Genomic DNA, 19,487 nt, shown 5'->3' with positions numbered 1-19,487 from the left:
GGGCGGCTCGGTTAGGCTCGGCCCATCATGCGTTTCGGGCTGCTCCTCCTTAGCTGCCGCGGCGAGGGCCTGTAGTCGTAGGCCGACCCCCTCCCCGCGGAGTTTGGTGTTGCGGTTTTGCGACCGTCCGTCGGCCGTCCCAGCGAACTACACGCGGACACGCGAGGAGCCCTACGTCATGAGCCAGCACACTTTTGTCGGTCGCCCCACGCCCATCACGAACGCGACCCACACCCAGAAGCCCTCCGGGATGCCCATCCACAAGTACGGCTCGTACGAGCAGGTGGACATCCCCGACCGCACCTGGCCCGAGGCCCGCGTCACCAAGGCGCCCCGCTGGCTGTCCACGGACCTGCGCGACGGCAACCAGTCGCTGATCGACCCGATGACCCCCGCCCGCAAGCGCGAGATGTTCGACCTGCTGGTGCGCATGGGCTACAAGGAGATCGAGGTCGGCTTCCCGTCCTCCGGTGAGACCGACTTCAACTTCGTGCGCTCCATCATCGAAGAGGGCGCGATCCCGGACGACGTGACCATCTCCGTACTGACCCAGGCCCGCGAGGACCTGATCGAGCGGACCGTGGAGTCGCTGGTCGGCGCCAAGCGCGCCACCGTGCACCTGTACAACGCGACCGCGCCCACCTTCCGCCGGGTCGTCTTCCGCGGCTCCAAGGAGCAGATCAAGCAGATCGCCGTCGACGGCACCCGCCTGGTCATGGAGTACGCCGAAAAGCTGCTGGGCTCCGACACCGTCTTCGGCTACCAGTACAGCCCGGAGATCTTCACCGACACCGAGCTGGACTTCGCCCTCGAGGTCTGCGAGGCGGTCTGCGACGTCTGGCAGCCGGCCGAGGGCCGCGAGATCATCCTGAACCTGCCCGCCACCGTGGAGCGCTCCACGCCCTCCACCCACGCGGACCGCTTCGAGTGGATGGCCCGCAACCTGACCCGCCGCGCGCACATCTGCATCTCCGTGCACCCGCACAACGACCGCGGCACCGCCGTGGCGGCCGCCGAGCTCGCCCTGATGGCCGGCGCCGACCGCATCGAGGGCTGCCTGTTCGGCCAGGGCGAGCGCACCGGCAACGTCGACCTGATCACGCTGGGCATGAACCTGTTCTCCCAGGGCATCGACCCGCAGATCGACTTCTCGCAGATCGACGAGATCCGTCGCACGAGCGAGTACTGCAACCAGATGGAAGTACACCCGCGCCACCCCTACGCGGGCGATCTGGTCTACACCGCCTTCTCCGGCTCCCACCAGGACGCCATCAAGAAGGGCTTCGACGCCATGGAGGCCGACGCGGCCGCCCAGGGCAAGACGGTGGACGACATCGAGTGGGCCGTCCCGTACCTGCCGATCGACCCGAAGGACGTCGGCCGCTCCTACGAGGCGGTCATCCGGGTCAACTCGCAGTCCGGCAAGGGCGGCATCGCGTACGTCCTGAAGAACGACCACAAGCTGGACCTGCCGCGCCGCATGCAGATCGAGTTCTCCCGCATCATCCAGGCCAAGACCGACTCCGAGGGCGGCGAGGTCACCCCGAAGGCGATCTGGGACGTCTTCCAGGACGAGTACCTGCCCAACCCCGAGAACCCGTGGGGTCGCATCCAGCTGCGCTCCGGCTCGACGGCCACCGACAAGGACGGCACTGACACGCTGACCGTCGAGGCGGTCGTGGACGGCGCCGAGGCCGTGCTGAACGGCACCGGCAACGGCCCGATCTCCGCCTTCTTCGACGCGCTGGCCGCCATCGGCATCGACGCCCGCCTGCTGGACTACACCGAGCACACGATGAGCGAGGGCGCCTCCGCCGTCGCCGCCTCGTACATCGAGTGCGCGATCGACGGCCGCGTCCTGTGGGGCATCGGCATCGACGCGAACACCACCCGCGCCTCCCTGAAGGCGGTCATCTCCGCCGTCAACCGCGCGGGCCGCTGACCGCTCGTCCGTGGGCCCAGCTCGTCCGTGAACCCAGTTCGTCCGTGAACCCAGTTCGTCCGTGAACCCCGCTCCTCCTCCCGGAGGGGCGGGGTTCCGCCGTTCCCGGGGGCCTCAGCGGGCCAGGTAGCCGCCGTCCACCGGCAGGACGACGCCCGTCACGAACGAGGCCGCGTCCGAGGCCAGGAAGGCGATGACGCGGGCCACCTCCTCCGGTTCGCCGAGCCGGCCCATCGGGTGGGCCGCCGTGATCTCCTCGAGGTACTCCGGCCACCCCGAGATCGAGGACACGCAGACCAGCGCCCCGCCGGGCCGCGGCTGCGCGGTCATCGCCTCGATGGCGTACTTGCAGGTCAGGAACATGCCCCGGCCGTCGATGGCCATGACGCGGTCCCAGTCCTCCGGGCTGGTCTCCCGTACATCCGAAAGAGGGAGCACCCCGGCGTTCGCCACGGCGACGTCGAGCCGCCCGTACGCGCCGACCGCGGCCTCCACCATCGCGCGGTTGGCCTGTGGATCGGACACGTCACCGGTCACCACGGTGACCTCGTGCCCCTCACCGGCCAGCCGTGCGCGCAGGGCGTCCAGGCCGGGACCGTTGACGTCGGACGCGGTCACCAGGGCCCCGGAGCGGGCCAGCAGCAGGGCGGTGGCCCGGCCGATGCCGCTCGCGGCGCCGGTCACCAGACAAGACTTCTCGTTCAAGGGGGCGAGAGTAGGGAAGCCGGGGCGGTCGCGGGGACGGGCGCGCAGGTGGGGCCGGGTGCGGGGCCGCCCGCGGGCAGGGGCGCAGATCGGCCAAGTACGGAGGGCGCACGATGTTGTCTTGTCACACGGCTGACGCATCCTCACCGATGTGGCTAACATCACGCCAACCCGGCGATGTTGCCGGAAGGTGACGGAGGTGCGACGTGCTGCCAGTTCGGGGTGGGGACGGCCGGAAGCTGACGGTCTGGGGTATCCGCACCACCTGGAGCACCGTGGGGGACGGGGAGTTCTTCTGCCCCGACTGCGGTGGCGACCGCAACTACCGCCGGCGCACGGGGCGCCGCCGCTTCACCGTCCTCGGCGTGCCGCTGCTGCCCCGCGGGCAGGCGGGCCCCGTCGTCGAGTGCCAGGGCTGCCGCGAGCGCTTCGGCACCGAGGTCCTGGACCACCTCACCACCACCCGCTTCTCCACGCTGCTGCGCGACGCCGTGCACACCGTGACCCTGGCCGTACTGGCCGCCGGCGGGACCGCGTCCCGCAGCGCGCTGGAGGCCGCCGTGGGCGCCGTACGGTCCGCCGGGTTCCAGGACTGCACCGAGGAGCAGCTGGAGTCCCTCGTCGACGGGCTGGCCGCCGAGGAGGGACGGCTCGGGCTCTACGACGGCCCCGACTGCTACGGCGCCGCGCTCTCGATCGAGCTGCACGAGGCCCTGGAGCCGCTGGCCCCGCACCTGGCCGGCCCGGGCCGCGAATCGATCCTGCTGCAGGGTGCGCGCGTCGCGCTGGCGGACGGCCCGTACATCCCCGCGGAGCGCGAGGTGCTGGCGACCGTGGGCGCGGCGCTGCGCATCGACGCGGACGAGGTCGCGCGGCTGCTGTCGGCGGTCCGGGCGCCGTAGGGCCCGGGTCTCGTACGGGCGTAGGGCCCGGGTCTCGTACGGGCGGCCCCCTGCGAGGCCCCCGCGGCCTCAGGCGGTGCCCCGCGCCACCGGGGCGGGGTGCGCCGCGATGAAGCGGCGCAGGGCCTCGCACAGCCCCCGCGGGTTGTCGAACGGGATCAGCGTGCGGGCGTCCGGGACCTCCTCGTACGCGCCGTGCGGAAGCAGTTCGGCGAGCCGGCGACCGGTCCGCGGCGGCATCATCCGGTCCTCCGCGCCCCAGAGGACGAGGGCGGGGCGGTCGAAGGAGCGCAGCCGCTCGGCGGCCTCGACGTAGGTGTCCTTGCGGGTGGCCCGCAGGAACGCGCCCAGGTCGCGGCGGATCGCCGGGTCGGTGAGCAGCGGGCCGTACCAGCGCAGGACCAGATCGTGCGGGATCGGCCGCTTGGCCATGCCGCCGAGGGAGGTCCGCATCCCGGCGAGGAAGGGCGAGCGGAAGGACCGCAGGAGCAGGTGGAGCGCTCCGGGGATCTTGCTCGCGGTGTGCAGGGCCTTGCCCTGGAGGCCCGGCGGGTAGTTGTCGAGGGCCTCGCAGGAGGCGAGGACCAGGCGTGCGATCCGCTTGTCGTTCACGCCCACGAGGAGCTGGGCGATGCCCGCGTCGTTCTGGACGAGGGTGACCTCGCGCAGGTCGAGGCGGTCGAGGAACTCGCCGAGGAGGCCCGCGATCCCGTGGGCGGAGAGGTCGGCGTCGGGGTCCATGGGCAGGCGGTGGCCGCCGAGGGGGAGGAGTGGGACGAGGACGCGGAAGTCGGGGCGCAGTTCGTCGACGACGGGCTGCCAGACGGAGGCGTCGAAGCCGAGGCCGGGGACGAGGACGAGCGTCTCGCGGGCGGGACCGGTGCCCGTGTGGCCGTCGGCGTACGGGCCGGTGCCGGAGTCCGGGCCGGCGTCGGTGTCGGCGTCGGTGTCGGTGTACTCGATGGTGCCGGAGCTGAGCGCGATGGAGAGCATGCGGTTCCCCCTGGTCGAATCCACTAGATAGACCGATCTAGTGAGAGAATAGCCGCGATGACGACGACAGGCGATACACGAGCACGCATCCTGGGCGCGGCGACCGAGCTCTTCCGCCGCCAGGGGTACGCGGCCACGGGCATGAAGCAGATCGTGGCGACGGCGCAGGCGCCCTACGGGTCCGCCTACCACTTCTTCCCGGGGGGCAAGGCCCAGCTGGGGGAGGAGGTCCTGCGGACCTCCGGTGCGACCTATCTGGCACTGATCGGCGAGCTCTTCGGGCCGGGTGCCGATCATCACGACGACCCCGTCCTGGCGACGCGGGACGCCTTCACGGGCGCGGCCGTGACGCTGGAGGAGCTGGACTTCGCCGACCCCTGCCCCGTCGCCACGGTCGCGCTGGAGGTGGCGAGCACCCACGAGGGGCTGCGCCTGACCACCTCCGAGATCTTCGCTTCCTGGACCGACGCGCTGGCCGCGTACTACGCCGGCCACGGCATCGGAGCCGCGCACGACACGGCGGGCTCGGTGATCGCGCTGCTGGAAGGCGCCTTCATGCTGGGCCGCGCCCACCGCCGGACGGATCCGGTGCTCGCCGCGGCGACGGCGGCGCAGGCGATCGTTTCGGCCGCGCTGGAGGTTTCGGGCGCGGCCGCGTCTCACGGTGTGGGCGAAAGCGGCACATCCTGAGATAACGATCGGGCCTCGCACCCTCGATTCGGAGATCCTTCCGCGCGCTGTGAACCGCGGAGGCCTGCCATCCGTATGGGGTGTTTCTCCGAGGTGGACGGACGGAGGGGCGTCTTCTTCTTTGCGTGGCCGAACGGCTCGTGGAGTGTTAACCCGCACGTCACCGGGTGGGGCCTTCGCGTTCGCGCAGCGGGAAGCCGGTGTTCCGCGAAGTGTTGGCCATAGCCGAATCGGGGGGTCTCCACCACTGGAGAAACCTCCAGAGCCAGCAGGCCCCCGGGTCAACATTTTGTAGAAGCCGACGATATCTGTGAGCGGCCCCACAGGCGTTCAATTCCGGTCACACGAGGAGACGCCGCAGGTAACACCGCGGAGCTTCGATTCACGTGGACGCAACGACAACCCTGACGGATCAACGGGCTAACGACCCACTTCGGCCAGGGACAACCAGCTTCCTATCGCTTCCTCTCAGTTACCTACCTCATTGAAGGGCAAGGCAGAGATGGCACGTGTCGCCGCACCGCTTTCCGCCACCGGAAAGCAGAGCACGCACCCGGTCGACGAGGTGCTCCCCCTCCCCAAGCTTGCGCTGTACGGCTTCCAGCACGTACTCGCGTTCTACGCCGGTGCGGTGATCGTTCCGATCATCGTCGGTGGCGCCCTCGGGCTCTCCGCCGAGCAGCTGGTCTACCTGATCAATGCCGACCTCCTCACCTGCGGTATCGCCTCGATCATCCAGGCGTGGGGCATCGGCAGGATCGGCGCGCGGCTGCCCCTGATCCAGGGCGTCACCTTCACCGCCGTGTCACCGATGATCGCCATCGGTCTCGGAGCGGGAGGGGGAACGGCGGGCCTCCTCGTCATCTACGGCGCGGTCATCACGGCCGGTATTGCCACCTTCGCCTTCGCCTGGCTGCCTCCCAAGGCCTTCCGCATGATCATGCGGCTCTTCCCGCCGGTCGTCACCGGCACGGTGATCACCGTCCTCGGCATCGTGTTGATCCCGGTCGGACTGAACGACGCCGCGGGCGGCCTCGGCAGCCCCGACTTCGGTGACCCGAAGCACTTCGCCTACGCCGGCGGCACGATGCTCTTCATCCTCATCCTGATGAAGCTCGGCCGGCCCTTCCTCAACAGCATCTCCATCCTGCTCGGCCTGGTCGGCGGCACCGCCGTCGCCTTCCTGCTCGGCGACGCCAAGTTCGGCAACGTGAGCAACTCGGACTGGATCGGCATCACCACGCCGTTCTACTACGGTGCCCCGAAGTTCGAGTGGTTCCCGATCGTCCTGATGCTCATCGTCATGCTGATCACCATGGTCGAGACCACCGGTGACACCTACGCCGTCGGCGACATCGTCGGCAAGGACATCGACAGCGAGACCGTGGCCCGCGCCCTGCGTGCCGACGGAGCCGCGACCGCCCTCGGCGGTGTCCTCAACTCCTTCCCGTACGTGGCCTTCGCGGAGAACGTCGGCCTGGTCCGCATGACCAAGGTCAAGAGCCGCTTCGTCGTGGTCGCCGCGGGTGTCTTCATGATCGTGCTCGGCCTGCTCCCCAAGGCCGCCGCGGTCGTCGCCGCCGTTCCGCACGGAGTGCTCGGCGGCGCCGCGACCGTGATGTTCGCGATGGTCGCCCTGGCGGGCATCCAGACCCTGGCCAAGGTCGACCTCAAGGAGGAGAAGAACGCGCTCATCGTGGGCGTCTCCCTGGCCTTCGCGCTGCTCCCCGCCACCGTCCCGGTCCTCTTCAAGGACCACATGGACGCGGACCTCTCCTCGCTCCTCAACAGCGGTGTGACGCTCGGTGCCACGGCCGCCATCGTCCTGAACCTGATCTTCAACGGTCTGGGCAAGGACGATGCGCACGGAGCCCCGGCCGAGGCCCCGCAGGCCGACGCCCCGGCGGCCGTCGCCGCGGCGTCGGACGACGAGCCCAAGGCAGCCGTACCGGCCCAGTCGGGCGAGGGCGAGCCCGCCCCGGCACCGACCGCCTGATCCTCCCAAGGGGTGTCCCCCGCCGGGCCTCGTGCCCGGCGGGGGTCGCTGCCGTTCGGGGCAGTCCGTCCTGTCGGTGACGTACAGGACAATGGGATCCATGAGTCTGTTCCGCGACGACGGCATCGTGCTGCGCACCCAGAAGCTGGGTGAGGCGGACCGCATCATCACGCTCCTGACCCGGGGCCACGGCCGGGTCCGGGCCGTCGCCCGCGGCGTCCGGCGCACCAAGTCCAAGTTCGGCGCCCGGCTGGAACCTTTCTCCCACGCCGACGTGCAGTTCTTCTCCCGCAGCGGCGAACTGGTCGGCCGCAGCCTCCCGCTCTGCACGCAGACCGAGATCATCGCCCCGTACGGCAACGGCATCGTCACCGACTACGCCCGCTACACCGCCGGCACCGCGATGCTGGAGACCGCCGAGCGGTTCACCGACCACGAGGGCGAGCCCGCCGTACAGCAGTACCTGCTGCTCGTCGGCGCCCTGCGCACGCTCTCGCGCGGCGAACACGCACCGAACCTCATCCTCGACGCCTTCCTGCTGCGCTCCCTCGCCGTCAACGGCTACGCGCCCAGCTTCGAGGACTGCGCGAAGTGCGGGATCCACGGCCCCAACCGGCACTTCTCCGTCGCCGCGGGCGGGGTCATATGCGGCGACTGCCGCGTCCCCGGCAGCGTCGTACCCTCGTCGGAGGCCATCGCCCTGCTCAGCGCGCTGCTGACGGGCGACTGGGGACATGCCGACGCGTGCGAGGCGCGTCACGTGCGGGAGGGCAGCGGGCTGGTCTCCGCCTACTTGCACTGGCATCTGGAGCGCGGGCTACGCTCCCTTCGGTACGTCGAGAAATAGGAGCTGGGCACATGGCACGACGCGGGATTCTGGGACGCTCTCGCCGCGAGTACAAGGTTCCCGAGCCGCACCCCTCCGGTGAGCGGCCGCCGAAGATCCCCGGCGAGTTGGTCCCGAACCACGTCGCGATCGTCATGGACGGCAACGGCCGCTGGGCCAAGGAGCGCGGACTGCCGCGCACCGAAGGCCACAAGGTGGGCGAGGGCGTCGTGCTCGACGTGCTCAAGGGCTGCCTGGAGATGGGCGTCAAGAACCTCTCCCTGTACGCCTTCTCGACGGAGAACTGGAAGCGCTCGCCCGACGAGGTGCGCTTCCTCATGAACTTCAACCGCGACGTCATCCGGCGCCGCCGCGACGAGATGAACGAGCTGGGCATCCGCATCCGCTGGGTCGGCCGCATGCCGAAGATGTGGAAGTCGGTCGTCCAGGAGCTCCAGGTCGCACAGGAGCAGACCGTCGACAACGACGCGATGACCCTCTACTTCTGCGTCAACTACGGCGGCCGCGCCGAGATCGCGGACGCGGCGCAGGCCATCGCGCGCGATGTGGCGGCGGGGAAGCTGGACCCGTCGAAGGTCAACGAGAAGACCTTCGCGAAGTACATCTACTACCCGGACATGCCGGACGTGGACCTCTTCCTGCGCCCGAGCGGCGAGCAGCGCACGTCCAACTACCTGCTCTGGCAGAGCGCGTACGCCGAGATGGTGTTCCAGGACGTCCTGTGGCCCGACTTCGACCGCCGCAACCTCTGGCAGGCCTGCTACGAGTACGCCCAGCGCGACCGCCGCTTCGGCGGCGCGGTCCCGAACCAGGGGGAGCCGGGTACCTCGGCCTGAGCGTGATCTACGCTCCGTGGCCATGAACACGAGCGGGGGGCGGTGTGTGAGGACGGCGTGCCATGGCGCGCCGGCTCCACGCCGTGGCCGCCGACATCGACCGGCTGCGCGTGATCCTCGACCGGAACCTGAAGCGGCTCTAGGCGGCGGCCGCCGCGCAGTCCGAGCAGGTGCCGAAGATCTCCACCGTGTGGGCGACGTTCACGAAGCCGTGCTCCGCCGCGATCGCCTCCGCCCACTTCTCCACGGCAGGGCCCTCCACCTCGACGGCCTTGCCGCACTTGCGGCAGACCAGGTGGTGGTGGTGCTCCCCGGTGGAGCAGCGCCGGTAGACGGACTCGCCGTCGCTGGTCCGCAGCACGTCCACCTCGCCGGCGTCCGCGAGGGACTGCAGGGTCCGGTAGACGGTGGTCAGGCCCACGGAATCACCGCGGTGCTTGAGCATGTCGTGGAGTTCCTGGGCACTGCGGAACTCGTCCACCTCGTCCAGCGCCGCCGCTACGGCGGCCCGCTGTCGGGTGGATCGTCCTCGTACTGGCGCGGTATTCATCTCGCCAGGCGCAGTCGCCACCGGTTCCTCCTCGTCTCGGCCTCGGGCCATTGTGCCAGGCGGCCGAGTGCCCGAGGTCTTCACACTGTTACGTCGTCCCGCGTACAGACTTCTTCGGCGGCGCGGGCCGCCCTGGCCCGGCGCCGGGCCAGGGGGGTGGACACCGCCGTCATCACCATGAAGACGGCGATGGCGAGCAGCACGATCGTGCCGCCGGACGGTGCGTCGATGTAGTACGTGGCGGCCGTGCCGGACAGTGAGACCAGCACGCCGATCACCATGGCCACCGTCAGGGTGGCGGTGAACCCGCGGGTCACGCGCTGGGCGGCCGCGACCGGGATCACCATCATGGCGCTGACCAGCAGCAGACCGACGATGCGCATCGCGACGGTGACGGTGACGGCTGCGGTGACGGCCATCAGCAGGTTCAGGAAGCGCACCGGCAGGCCGGTGACCCCGGCGAACTCCTCGTCCTGGCAGACCGCGAACAGCTGGCGGCGCAGGCCCAGGGTGACGGCGACGACGAACAGGGCGAGGATCACGACCGCGGTGATGTCCTCGGCCGAGACCGTGGTGATGGAGCCGAAGAGGTAGCTGGTCAGGTTGGCCGTCGAGCCGCCCGGAGCCAGGTTGATGATCATGACGCCGCCGGCCAGGCCACCGTAGAAGAGCATGGCCAGCGCGATGTCCCCGCTGGTCTTGCCGCGGGAGCGGATCAGCTCCATGCCCACCGCGCCGATGACCGCGACGAGGGTGGCCATCCACACCGGGCTCGTGTTGAGCAGGAAGCCGAGCGCGACACCGGTCATGGCCACGTGTCCGATGCCGTCGCCCATGACGGCCTGGCGCCGCTGCACGAGGTACGTGCCGATCGCGGGGGCCGTGATGCCGACGAGGGCGGCGGCGATGAGGGCCCGCTGCATGAAGGCGTAGTCGAGGATGTCCATCAGCTCAGCAGTCCCGTCCGGAGGGGCTCGGCGTCGTGCGCGGAGTGGGGGTGTACGTGGTCGTGGCCCGGCAGCGCGTGCTGTCCCAGGGCCTCCGGGGGCGGGCCGTCGTGCGTGACGCAGCCGTCGCGCAGGACGACGGCGCGGTCGATGAGCGGCTCCAGCGGGCCCAGCTCGTGCAGGACCAGCAGCACGGTGGTCCCGGCGGCGACCTGGCTGCGCAGGGCGTTCGCCAGGACCTCCTGGTTGGCCAGGTCCACGCCGGCCATCGGCTCGTCCATGATCAGCAGCTCGGGTTCGCCGGCGAGCGCGCGGGCGATGAGCACCCGCTGGTGCTGGCCGCCGGAGAGGGCGTTCACGGAGGCGTCGGCGCGGGAGCCCATGTCGACCAGGTCCAGCGCGCGCTCCACGGCGGCCTTGTCGGCCTTGCGCAGGAACCCGAAACGGGTGTGGGCGAGCCGGCCGGCGGAAACGACCTCGCGGACGGTGGCGGGGACCCCGCTGGCGGCGGTGGTGCGCTGGGGCACGTACCCGATGCGCGACCAGTCGCGGAAGCGCTTGAACTCGGTGCCGAAGAGGGAGAGCTCGCCGTCGCTCAGCGGAACCTGGCCGACCACGGCGCGGACGGCCGTGGACTTGCCGGAGCCGTTGGCGCCGAGCAGGGCGACGACCTCACCGCTGCGGACGGTGAGGTCGATGCCGCGCAGCACGGGGCGCGAGCCGAGCGAGGCCGTGGCCCCGCGCAGGGATATGACGGGCTGGTCCAGGGCCTGGGCGGGCTTGGACTCCATGGCTCGCGCCTCCGTTGCTGCTACTGCTGTTGCCATTACTTGGTGCCGAGTGCCTTCTGGAGGTTCTTCAGGTTGGCCCGCATGACCTCGAAGTAGTCAGCGCCCTGGGACTTGTCCGTGATTCCCTCCAGGGGGTCCAGGACGTCGGTCTTCAGGCCGGTGTCCGCCGCGAGGGTCTTGGCCGTCTTGTCGCTGGCCAGGGTCTCGAAGAACACCGTCGTGACATTGTCCTGCTTCGAGAGGGTCTGCAGCTCCTTCATCCGGGCCGGGCTCGGCTCGGACTCGGGGTCGACGCCGGAGATGCCCTCCTGGTCGAGGCCGTAGCGCTCGGCGAGGTAGCCGAAGGCGGAGTGCGTGGTGATGAAGGTCTTGGAGGCCGTGTTCTTCAGGCCGTCCTTGAACTCGGTGTCGAGCGCGCCCAGCTTGGCGACGAGGTCGTCGGTGTTCTTCTGGTAGTCCGCCGCGTGGTCGGGGTCGGACTTCTCCAGGGCCGCGCCGACGCCCTTGGCGATCTCCGCGTACTTCACCGGGTCGAGCCAGACGTGCGGGTCCTCGCCGGACTCGCCGTGGTTGTGGCCGTCGTCCTTGGCGTGCTCGTCGCCGTCGGTGTGCTCGTGGCCCTCTTCGCCGTGACCCGGTTCGCCGCCGTGCTCGTCGTGGCCCGAGGTGCCGTGCACCTCCAGCTTGGTGAGGGTGGCGGCGTCGACGATGTTCTTCACGCCGGACTGGGCGACGGCCTTGTCGACGGCGGGCTGCAGCGTCTTGAGGTAGAGGACGACATCGGCCTCGCCGAGCTGCGCGGTCTGCTTCGGGGTGATCTCCAGGTCGTGCGGCTCGACCCCGGGCTTGGTGAGGGTGTAGACCTTCACGTGGTCCTTGCCGATCTGCTCGGCGAGGAACTGCATCGGATAGAACGACGCCATCACGTCGAGCTTGCCGTCCTCGGCCCCGGCTGCTCCGGCCGTCCCCGAGCAGGCGGTGAGGGCCGTGGCGGCGAGGGCGACGGTCGCGGCGAGGGCGGCGGTCGGTATGAGGCGTCGTCGTACGTTCATGACATCCATTTTCATCAAAGATGGAAACGATTGTCAAAAACCCTGGTGGGAGGGGTCCGGAAGGGCCCGTGGACGGTGGTCCCGATTTGAAAGGGGGGGTGCGGGCGCCGGTAACCTTGAGGCTTCGCCGTTCGTCCTCGTAAATGAAGAGAGCACCGTGGCCGCCGACAAGATCGAAACCATCGTCAGCCTGAGCAAGCGCCGTGGCTTCGTTTTCCCGTGCAGTGACATCTACGGCGGCTCCCGGGCTGCCTGGGATTACGGCCCGCTCGGTGTCGAGCTCAAGGAGAACATCAAGCGCCAGTGGTGGAAGGCGATGGTCACCGGGCGTGAGGACATCGTCGGCCTCGACTCGTCCGTGATTCTGGCTCCCGAGGTCTGGGTGGCCTCCGGCCACGTCGGCACCTTCTCGGACCCGCTGACCGAGTGCACCTCCTGTCACAAGCGCCACCGCGCCGACCACCTGGAAGAGGCGTACGAGGCCAAGCACGGCCGCGTGCCCGCCAACGGTCTCGCGGACATCAACTGCCCCAACTGCGGCGTGAAGGGCCAGTTCACCGAGCCCAAGCAGTTCTCCGGCATGCTGGAGACCCACCTCGGCCCGACCCAGGACACCGGCTCCAAGGCCTACCTGCGCCCCGAGACCGCCCAGGGCATCTTCACCAACTTCGCCCACGTGATGACCACCTCGCGCAAGAAGCCCCCCTTCGGCATTGCGCAGATGGGCAAGTCCTTCCGCAACGAGATCACCCCCGGCAACTTCATCTTCCGCACCCGCGAGTTCGAGCAGATGGAGATGGAGTTCTTCGTCAAGCCGGGCGAGGACGAGCAGTGGCAGGAGTTCTGGATGCAGGAGCGGTGGAACTGGTACCGCGACCTCGGTATCCGCGAGGAGAACATCCGCTGGTACGACCACCCGAAGGAGAAGCTGTCCCACTACTCGAAGCGCACCGCCGACATCGAGTACCGCTTCAACTTCGGTGGCAATGAGTTCTCCGAGCTCGAAGGCGTGGCCAACCGCACCGACTTCGACCTCAAGGCCCACTCCGCCGCCTCCGGCCAGGAGCTCGTGTACTTCGACCAGGAGACCAAGGAGCGCTACACCCCGTACGTCATCGAGCCGGCGGCCGGCGTCAACCGCGCCATGCTCGCCTTCATGCTCGACGCGTACAACGAGGACGAGGCCCCCAACGCCAAGGGCGTCATGGAGAAGCGCACCGTGATGCGCCTCGACCCGCGCCTGGCCCCGGTCAAGGTCGCCGTCCTGCCGCTGTCCCGCAACGCACAGCTCTCGCCGAAGGCCAAGGGCCTCGCCGCCGACCTGCGCAAGCACTGGAACATCGAGTTCGACGACGCGGGCGCCATCGGCCGCCGCTACCGCCGCCAGGACGAGATCGGTACGCCCTTCTGCGTCACCGTCGACTTCGACACCCTCGACGACAACGCGGTGACCGTGCGCGAGCGCGACACCATGAAGCAGGAGCGCGTCTCCCTGGACCAGATCCAGAGCTACCTCGGCAGCCGTCTGCTCGGCTGCTAGCTTCCCGCCGCGTCAGCGACAGTGGCCCGGTGCGCATCGCGCGCCGGGCCACTGTCGGTTCCCGCCGTCAGGCGCGCAGGCCCCGGATGACCAGGGCGGTGACCGCCTCGAACTCGGCGGTGATGGTCGGCCCCAGCCAGTCCGCCGCGTACTGCGGATCGTGGAAGCGGCCGGTGGCGTCGAACACCGCGCGGGCGGCGGCCGGTACGTCGGGCGCGCTCAGCGATCCCTCCGCGACCCCCTCGCCGATGATCCGGGACAGCTGCTCGATCAGCTCGGTCAGGTGGTGCTCCACCACTCCGCTGTTCTCGCCGAGCAGCACGATGTACGTCGCGAAGAGCTCCGGGTCGTCACCCGCCTTGTGGCGCTTGGCCTCGAACAGCGCCTCCAGCCACGACTCCAGCTTGGAGGGGGCCGGCTCGGCCGGCGCCGAGGCGATCTCCTCCAGCATGACCACGCTCTTGGCGAGCCAGCGGTCCGTGACGGCCTCGCGCAGCGCGGCCTTGGACGGGAAGTGCCGGTAGACGCTGCCGTGGCTGACGCCCAGGGCGCGCGCCACGTCCACCACGGTCGCCTTGGTCGGGCCGAAGCGGCGCAGCACCTCCTCGGTGGTTTCGAGGATGCGCTCGGGGGTGAGGGGCTCGGCGGCTGCGGGTGGCATGAGTACGACCGTACAGCCGGATCAGTGCTCGCTGTCCAGGTGGGCCATCTGGGCTGCCGGGTACCGGTCGCCGGCGGCAGCACCGGCCGGAACCGCGCCCTCGATGGCCGCGAGGTCGGCGGGGGTGAGGTCGACCTGAAGAGCGCCCAGTGCCTCGTCGAGCCGGTCGCGGCGGCGGGCGCCGACCAGCGGCACGATGTCCTCGCCCCGCGAGAGCACCCAGGCGATGGCCGTCTGGGCGACGGTGACGCCCTTCCCGTCGGCGACCTTGCGCAGGGCGTCGACCAGGTCGAGGTTCCGGTCGAGGTTGCCGCCCTGGAAGCGCGGGCTCATCCCGCGGAAGTCGCCCGGAGCCAGTGCCCGGTCGCGGGTGAAGTGGCCGCTGATCAGGCCGCGGGACAGCACACCGTACGCCGTGACGCCGATGCCGAGCTCGCGGGCGGTCGGCAGTATCTCCTCCTCGATTCCGCGCGAGATCAGTGAGTACTCGATCTGGAGGTCGGCGATGGGAGCCACGGCGGCGGCCCGGCGCAGGGTGTCCGCGCCGACCTCGGAGAGCCCGATGTGCCGGACGTGCCCGGCGGTGACGGCCTCGGCGATGGCGCCGACGGTCTCCTCGATCGGCACGTCGGGGTCCACGCGGGCGATGCGATAGATGTCGATGTGGTCCCGGCCGAGCCGCTGGAGCGAATAGGCCAGGAAGTTCTTGACGGCCTCCGGCCGCCCGTCATACCCGGTGAAGCCGCCCTCGACCGTGCGCAGGGCGCCGAACTTCACGCTGGTCAGCGCCTTCTCGCGGCCCGCGGCGGGGGCGGTGCGCAGGGCTTCGTTGATGAGGAGCTCGTTGTGCCCCATGCCGTAGAAGTCGCCGGTGTCGAGGAGGGTCACCCCGGCGTCGAGGGCGGCGTGGATCGTGGCGAGGGACTCCGCACGGTCGGCCTCGCCGTAGAGGGCCGACATCCCCATGCAGCCGAGCCCCAGGGGGAAGGCCGTCGGTCCCGTGGTGCCGAGGGTGCGGTGCGGTGCGGTGGGCTGCGCTGAGGTGCTCGGGTTCGTCTTCATGGAACGAGAGTGACATGACGAGTGACAGATTTCAATATCTGTCACTCGTCAGCATGAAGACGTGCTCCGGGTGCTCCGGGTGTCCCGGCACTCGGCGTCCGCCGTCAGGCCGCCGCGCGCAGGACCAGGGCCGCTGCCGCGACCAGGGCGAGGGCGGCCGCGGGGGCGAAGTTGTAGTCCTTCGCGCGCAGGTGGGTGAGGATCGCGCCGAGGAAGAAGAGCGTCACGCCGGCGGCGGCGGCGATGCCCAGCGGGGTCAGCCACAGGCCCGCGACCAGGCCGATCGCGCCGGCTGCCTTGAGGGTGGCCAGTCGGGGGAGCCAGGAGTCGGGCACTCCGAGCTTCGTCATGGTCTCGGTGGTCGCGGGGTTGCGCTGGAAGGTGAAGGTGGCGGACGCGGTGAGGGCGAGGGCGAGCAGTCCGGCTGCGACGGCATAGGCGATGAACATGATGAGCTCCAACGATCGGTGATGTAGAACCATTGAACACCATCAACGATCGACTGGGTGCAATCATTTCCGAGTTGTTACGATGTGGACATGACGGCGCCTCAGGACTCCACGCACCCGCCGCAGCGGCTGGGCCTGCTGCTGGCCTGGCACGGATCGGTCACCCAGACCCGCATGAAGAAGGCGCTCAGCGCCGCCGGACTCACCCCGCGCCACGCGATGACCCTGACGTACCTGGACGGCGGGCCCATCGGTCAGCGCGCGCTGGCGGAGCGGCTGGAAGTGGACCCGAGCGTGCTCGTCGGGATCCTCAACGACCTGGAGGGCGACGGACTCGTCGAGCGCCGCCGCGACCCGGCCGACCGCCGCCGCCACAACGTGGCCATCACCGACGCGGGCACCGCGGCCCTCGCGAAGACGAACGCGGCCCTCGACGCGGTGGAACTCGGACTGTTCGCGGGCCTCTCGGACCGGGACCAGGACGCGCTGCGCAGCCTGCTGGACCGGATCGACTCGCACAGCGAGGACTTCGCCTGCGACGAGTAGGCGGGCAGGGGGCACAGGGGCAGTCGGGTACTCCGGCAGCCGCGTCGTACGCAGCCGCGCAGCCGTCCCGGGCTCAGTGCCGCGGTGCGGCGCCCGTACGGGCGGGGCCGGCCTCCGGCTCCAGGGCGCGGGCCGTGCGCAGGGCCGTCTCCCGGGCCCAGCTGCCGCTGGTGGCGAAGCCGACGCACAGGACGAGCAGTCCGCACACGGTGATGATCCACCAGGCGGGCCGGGCCGCGGCCACGAACGCGGCGGCGGAACCGGACCCGCCCGCCATTCCGGCGGCCAGGACCGCGCCCACGACGGCCACGCCCAGGGCTCCACCGGTCTGCCGGCTGGTGGAGGCCACCGCCGCGGCCACCCCGGCCTGGGCGCGCGGCATTCCGGAGACCGCGGTGTTGGTGATCGGTGCGTTCACCAGGCCGAACCCGATGCCGAAGAGCACGTAGCCGCAGAACAGTATCGGCGTCGAGCTCTCGGCCGAGAACGCGGCGAACAGCAGCCCGCTCGCGCTCATCGTCACGCCCGCGACCAGCAGCGGCAGCCGTGGCCCCCGGGTGGCGACGAGCCGTCCCGACACGGGTGCGCAGAGGAAGGCGAAGGCCGCCATCGGCAGCATGTACAGGCCGGCGTCCAGAGCGTCGAGGCCCCGTACGTCCTGCAGGTACAGGGTGTTCAGGAACAGGAACCCGGACAGCGCGGCGAAGGCGCTGACCGCGATCACCGTGGCCCCGCTGAAGGGGGCGCTACGGAAGAACCGCGGGTCGATCAGGGGCTCCGCCCGCCGTGACTCGTAGGCCACCAGCCCGGCCAGGGACGAGGCGGCGACGAGGGCGCAGCCCAGGATCAGCGGGGAGTCCACTCCGGCGGCGGGGGCCTCGATGATCCCGAACGTGACCGAGCCGAGCAGCCCCATGATCAGCAGCTGCCCGACCGGGTCCGGGCGGCGCGGGTGGTCGGCCCGGGACTCCGGGATGTAGCGCAGGGTCAGGACCAGGGCGAGGAGGCCGACGGGGAGGTTGATCCAGAAGATGGACCGCCAGCCGACCGAGTCCACGAGCAGGCCGCCGATCAGCGGGCCCGCGGCCATGGAGATGCCGACGACCGCCCCCCACACGCCGATGGCGCGGGCACGCTCGCGCGGATCGGTGAAGGTGTTGGTGATGATCGACATGGCGACCGGATTGAGCATCGAGCCGCCGACGGCCTGGATCATCCGGAAGGCGATCAGCCAGCCCAGGCTCGGCGCGAGCGAGCAGAGCACCGAGCCGGCGGTGAAGAGCACGACGCCGACGATGAACACCTTGCGGCGGCCGATCCGGTCCGCGGTGGAGCCGGCCAGCATCAGCAGCGAGGCCAGGACCAGCGTGTACGCGTCGATCGTCCACTGCATGCCGGCCACGGAGGCGTCCAGGTCGCGGCGCATCGCGGGCAGGGCGACGTTCAGGACGGTGTTGTCCAGGCTGACGATGAGCAGGCTCATGCAGCAGATCGTCAGGATCAGCAGGCGCCGCCGCTGGGTCAGCTCGTCCATGGGGCCGATAGTACGCCTAACTAACGACATGCGATCAACGGCACGACTGAGCCACAATGGTGGGATGACCACGCTCCCCCCGCCTCTCGCGATCGGCCCATACACGGTGCAGCCCCCGGTGGTGCTCGCGCCGATGGCCGGCATCACCAATGCCCCGTTCCGTACCCTGTGCCGCGAGTTCTCGGGCGGCAAGGGGCTGTTCGTGAGCGAGATGATCACGACCCGGGCTCTGGTCGAGCGCAACGAGAAGACCATGCAGCTGATCCACTTCGACGAGACCGAGAAGCCCCGCTCGATCCAGCTGTACGGAGTCGACCCCGCGACGGTCGGCAAGGCGGTCCGCATGATCGTCGAAGAGGACCGCGCCGACCACATCGACCTCAACTTCGGCTGCCCGGTGCCCAAGGTCACCCGCAAGGGTGGCGGCTCGGCCCTCCCGTACAAGCGGAACCTGCTGCGCGCGATCCTGCGCGAGGCCGTCGCGGGTGCCGGCGACCTGCCGGTGACGATGAAGATGCGCAAGGGCATCAACGACGACCACCTCACCTACCTCGACGCCGGCCGGATCGCCGTCGAGGAGGGCATCACCGCCATAGCCCTGCACGGGCGCACCACCGCCCAGCACTACGGCGGCACCGCCGACTGGGAGGCCATCGCACGGCTCAAGGAGCACGTGCCGGAGATCCCGGTGCTCGGCAACGGCGACATCTGGTGCGCCGAGGACGCGCTGCGGATGGTCCGCGAGACCGGCTGCGACGGGGTCGTCGTCGGGCGCGGCTGCCTGGGGCGCCCTTGGCTGTTCAACGACCTGGTGGCGGCCTTCGAGGGGCGTCCCGAGGACTTCCACAAGCCCACGTTGCGGGAGGTCGGGCAGACCATGCTCCGCCACGCCCAGCTGCTGGGGGAGTGGATCGGCGACGAGGCGCGCGGGGTGATCGACTTCCGTAAGCACGTGGCCTGGTACACCAAGGGCTTCTCGGTGGGTTCGGAGATGCGGCAGAAGCTCGCCGTCACCTCCTCCCTGGCCGAGCTGGATGCTCATCTGAGCGAGCTGGATTTGGATCAGCCCTGGCCGGACAGCGCGGACGGTCCTCGGGGCCGTACGTCCGGAAACAACCGGGTTGTCCTGCCCGAGGGCTGGTTGAAGGATCCGTACGACTGTGCGGGCGTGAGCGAGGACGCCGAACTGGACACGTCCGGAGGGTGAGAAAGCGCCGGCAAAACGTGCCATGCGTGGCGTGACATACGCCACGCATGGGTGAGGTTTCGCTCAGATGAGCGCAATGGTCACGGGTAAGACTTTCAAAGGGTGGCACTGGGTGCCACCCTTTGTGCGTTCAAGTCTTGAACGCAAATGTATCGATGATCGCTCATCGGAGCGGAAACAAGCCTCAGTGAGCACCCCATCCTTCGGGAGGTGAAGGGTCTTGGTAGGTTTTGGCTA

At 69.9% G+C, this 19,487-nt stretch carries 19 protein-coding genes; 9 read left to right on the top strand and 10 right to left on the bottom strand.

Translation table 11 applies throughout. From position 1 onward, the window contains the following. Positions 1-178 precede the first annotated feature (178 nt). Positions 179-1,942: a 2-isopropylmalate synthase gene (leuA, locus tag MTF69_RS15350; protein WP_243334710.1), complete on the top strand. Its 1,764-nt coding sequence runs from the start codon at positions 179-181 to the stop codon at positions 1,940-1,942. Between the two features lie 114 nt (positions 1,943-2,056). On the opposite strand, the gene MTF69_RS15345 is transcribed toward leuA, so the two are convergent. Further along, positions 2,057-2,647 (bottom strand): SDR family NAD(P)-dependent oxidoreductase, encoded by a 591-nt coding sequence (locus tag MTF69_RS15345; protein WP_243334708.1) that lies wholly within the window; start codon positions 2,645-2,647, stop codon positions 2,057-2,059. Between the two features lie 206 nt (positions 2,648-2,853). Here MTF69_RS15345 and MTF69_RS15340 point away from each other — a divergent pair, with 206 nt between their 5' ends. After that, a complete protein-coding gene (locus MTF69_RS15340) occupies positions 2,854-3,549 on the top strand; it encodes a TerB family tellurite resistance protein (protein WP_243334707.1) in 696 nt (231 codons plus the stop codon). 69 nt (positions 3,550-3,618) lie between these two features. Here the strand turns inward: MTF69_RS15340 and MTF69_RS15335 are convergent, their stop codons facing one another. Next, positions 3,619-4,542 carry an alpha/beta fold hydrolase gene (locus tag MTF69_RS15335; protein ID WP_243334697.1) on the bottom strand — a complete coding sequence of 308 codons (924 nt, stop codon included), beginning with the start codon at positions 4,540-4,542 and terminating at the stop codon, positions 3,619-3,621. A gap of 57 nt (positions 4,543-4,599) precedes the next feature. Here MTF69_RS15335 and MTF69_RS15330 point away from each other — a divergent pair, with 57 nt between their 5' ends. From MTF69_RS15330 to MTF69_RS15315, 4 genes are all read left to right on the top strand, one after another. Beyond that, positions 4,600-5,232 carry a TetR/AcrR family transcriptional regulator gene (locus MTF69_RS15330; RefSeq protein ID WP_243334695.1) on the top strand — a complete coding sequence of 211 codons (633 nt, stop codon included), beginning with the start codon at positions 4,600-4,602 and terminating at the stop codon, positions 5,230-5,232. A 502-nt stretch (positions 5,233-5,734) separates the two neighbouring features. Further along, positions 5,735-7,228 (top strand): nucleobase:cation symporter-2 family protein, encoded by a 1,494-nt coding sequence (locus tag MTF69_RS15325; protein WP_243334692.1) that lies wholly within the window; start codon positions 5,735-5,737, stop codon positions 7,226-7,228. 100 nt (positions 7,229-7,328) lie between these two features. Continuing rightward, positions 7,329-8,075 (top strand): DNA repair protein RecO, encoded by a 747-nt coding sequence (gene recO / locus MTF69_RS15320; RefSeq protein ID WP_243334691.1) that lies wholly within the window; start codon positions 7,329-7,331, stop codon positions 8,073-8,075. An 11-nt stretch (positions 8,076-8,086) separates the two neighbouring features. Further along, the gene (locus tag MTF69_RS15315) at positions 8,087-8,911 is read left to right on the top strand and encodes an isoprenyl transferase (protein WP_243334689.1); all 825 of its coding nucleotides are present in this window, start codon (positions 8,087-8,089) and stop codon (positions 8,909-8,911) included. 139 nt (positions 8,912-9,050) lie between these two features. Here the strand turns inward: MTF69_RS15315 and MTF69_RS15310 are convergent, their stop codons facing one another. The 4 genes from MTF69_RS15310 to MTF69_RS15295 all read right to left on the bottom strand — a co-directional run bounded on the left by MTF69_RS15310 (position 9,051) and on the right by MTF69_RS15295 (position 12,251). Next, positions 9,051-9,461: a Fur family transcriptional regulator gene (locus MTF69_RS15310; RefSeq protein ID WP_243335074.1), complete on the bottom strand. Its 411-nt coding sequence runs from the start codon at positions 9,459-9,461 to the stop codon at positions 9,051-9,053. Between the two features lie 80 nt (positions 9,462-9,541). After that, entirely contained in the window at positions 9,542-10,408 is an 867-nt protein-coding gene (locus tag MTF69_RS15305) for a metal ABC transporter permease (RefSeq protein ID WP_243334687.1), read from the bottom strand. Next, positions 10,408-11,199 carry a metal ABC transporter ATP-binding protein gene (locus MTF69_RS15300; RefSeq protein WP_243334684.1) on the bottom strand — a complete coding sequence of 264 codons (792 nt, stop codon included), beginning with the start codon at positions 11,197-11,199 and terminating at the stop codon, positions 10,408-10,410. Before MTF69_RS15300 ends, MTF69_RS15305 begins: the two co-directional genes overlap by 1 nt. Before the next feature lie 35 nt (positions 11,200-11,234). Next, positions 11,235-12,251 carry a metal ABC transporter substrate-binding protein gene (locus MTF69_RS15295; RefSeq protein ID WP_243334682.1) on the bottom strand — a complete coding sequence of 339 codons (1,017 nt, stop codon included), beginning with the start codon at positions 12,249-12,251 and terminating at the stop codon, positions 11,235-11,237. Between the two features lie 157 nt (positions 12,252-12,408). Here MTF69_RS15295 and MTF69_RS15290 point away from each other — a divergent pair, with 157 nt between their 5' ends. After that, positions 12,409-13,791 (top strand): glycine--tRNA ligase, encoded by a 1,383-nt coding sequence (locus tag MTF69_RS15290; RefSeq protein ID WP_243334681.1) that lies wholly within the window; start codon positions 12,409-12,411, stop codon positions 13,789-13,791. 67 nt (positions 13,792-13,858) lie between these two features. Here the strand turns inward: MTF69_RS15290 and MTF69_RS15285 are convergent, their stop codons facing one another. The 3 genes from MTF69_RS15285 to MTF69_RS15275 all read right to left on the bottom strand — a co-directional run bounded on the left by MTF69_RS15285 (position 13,859) and on the right by MTF69_RS15275 (position 15,963). Further along, positions 13,859-14,452: a TetR family transcriptional regulator gene (locus MTF69_RS15285; RefSeq protein ID WP_243334679.1), complete on the bottom strand. Its 594-nt coding sequence runs from the start codon at positions 14,450-14,452 to the stop codon at positions 13,859-13,861. Positions 14,453-14,473: 21 nt separating this feature from the next. Then, positions 14,474-15,514: an aldo/keto reductase gene (locus tag MTF69_RS15280; RefSeq protein WP_243334677.1), complete on the bottom strand. Its 1,041-nt coding sequence runs from the start codon at positions 15,512-15,514 to the stop codon at positions 14,474-14,476. Between the two features lie 104 nt (positions 15,515-15,618). Further along, complete coding sequence (locus MTF69_RS15275; RefSeq protein WP_243334675.1) at positions 15,619-15,963, bottom strand: DoxX family protein; 345 nt, start codon at positions 15,961-15,963, stop codon at positions 15,619-15,621. Positions 15,964-16,053: 90 nt separating this feature from the next. Here MTF69_RS15275 and MTF69_RS15270 point away from each other — a divergent pair, with 90 nt between their 5' ends. Continuing rightward, the gene (locus tag MTF69_RS15270) at positions 16,054-16,509 is read left to right on the top strand and encodes a MarR family winged helix-turn-helix transcriptional regulator (protein ID WP_243334673.1); all 456 of its coding nucleotides are present in this window, start codon (positions 16,054-16,056) and stop codon (positions 16,507-16,509) included. Positions 16,510-16,582: 73 nt separating this feature from the next. On the opposite strand, the gene MTF69_RS15265 is transcribed toward MTF69_RS15270, so the two are convergent. Further along, complete coding sequence (locus MTF69_RS15265) at positions 16,583-18,043, bottom strand: MFS transporter (RefSeq protein WP_243334672.1); 1,461 nt, start codon at positions 18,041-18,043, stop codon at positions 16,583-16,585. Between the two features lie 64 nt (positions 18,044-18,107). Between MTF69_RS15265 and dusB the strand changes: the two genes are divergently transcribed. Further along, positions 18,108-19,250: a tRNA dihydrouridine synthase DusB gene (dusB, locus tag MTF69_RS15260; RefSeq protein WP_243334670.1), complete on the top strand. Its 1,143-nt coding sequence runs from the start codon at positions 18,108-18,110 to the stop codon at positions 19,248-19,250. Positions 19,251-19,487 lie beyond the last annotated feature (237 nt).

The sequence above is a fragment of the Streptomyces sp. AP-93 genome (assembly GCF_022808175.1).
Taxonomy (GTDB): Bacteria; Actinomycetota; Actinomycetes; order Streptomycetales; family Streptomycetaceae; genus Streptomyces.
This window is presented reverse-complemented; position numbering and strand designations above follow the sequence as displayed.

Coding starts and splice junctions, on each gene's coding strand:
- leuA (WP_243334710.1), top strand. CDS start 179: ATGAGCCAGCACACTTTTGTCGGTCGCCCCACGCCCATCACGAACGCG.
- MTF69_RS15335 (WP_243334697.1), bottom strand. CDS start 4,542: ATGCTCTCCATCGCGCTCAGCTCCGGCACCATCGAGTACACCGACACC.
- MTF69_RS15330 (WP_243334695.1), top strand. CDS start 4,600: ATGACGACGACAGGCGATACACGAGCACGCATCCTGGGCGCGGCGACC.
- MTF69_RS15325 (WP_243334692.1), top strand. CDS start 5,735: ATGGCACGTGTCGCCGCACCGCTTTCCGCCACCGGAAAGCAGAGCACG.
- recO (WP_243334691.1), top strand. CDS start 7,329: ATGAGTCTGTTCCGCGACGACGGCATCGTGCTGCGCACCCAGAAGCTG.
- MTF69_RS15315 (WP_243334689.1), top strand. CDS start 8,087: ATGGCACGACGCGGGATTCTGGGACGCTCTCGCCGCGAGTACAAGGTT.
- MTF69_RS15310 (WP_243335074.1), bottom strand. CDS start 9,461: ATGAATACCGCGCCAGTACGAGGACGATCCACCCGACAGCGGGCCGCC.
- MTF69_RS15305 (WP_243334687.1), bottom strand. CDS start 10,408: ATGGACATCCTCGACTACGCCTTCATGCAGCGGGCCCTCATCGCCGCC.
- MTF69_RS15300 (WP_243334684.1), bottom strand. CDS start 11,199: ATGGAGTCCAAGCCCGCCCAGGCCCTGGACCAGCCCGTCATATCCCTG.
- MTF69_RS15295 (WP_243334682.1), bottom strand. CDS start 12,251: ATGAACGTACGACGACGCCTCATACCGACCGCCGCCCTCGCCGCGACC.
- MTF69_RS15285 (WP_243334679.1), bottom strand. CDS start 14,452: ATGCCACCCGCAGCCGCCGAGCCCCTCACCCCCGAGCGCATCCTCGAA.
- MTF69_RS15280 (WP_243334677.1), bottom strand. CDS start 15,514: ATGAAGACGAACCCGAGCACCTCAGCGCAGCCCACCGCACCGCACCGC.
- MTF69_RS15275 (WP_243334675.1), bottom strand. CDS start 15,963: ATGTTCATCGCCTATGCCGTCGCAGCCGGACTGCTCGCCCTCGCCCTC.
- MTF69_RS15270 (WP_243334673.1), top strand. CDS start 16,054: ATGACGGCGCCTCAGGACTCCACGCACCCGCCGCAGCGGCTGGGCCTG.
- MTF69_RS15265 (WP_243334672.1), bottom strand. CDS start 18,043: ATGGACGAGCTGACCCAGCGGCGGCGCCTGCTGATCCTGACGATCTGC.
- dusB (WP_243334670.1), top strand. CDS start 18,108: ATGACCACGCTCCCCCCGCCTCTCGCGATCGGCCCATACACGGTGCAG.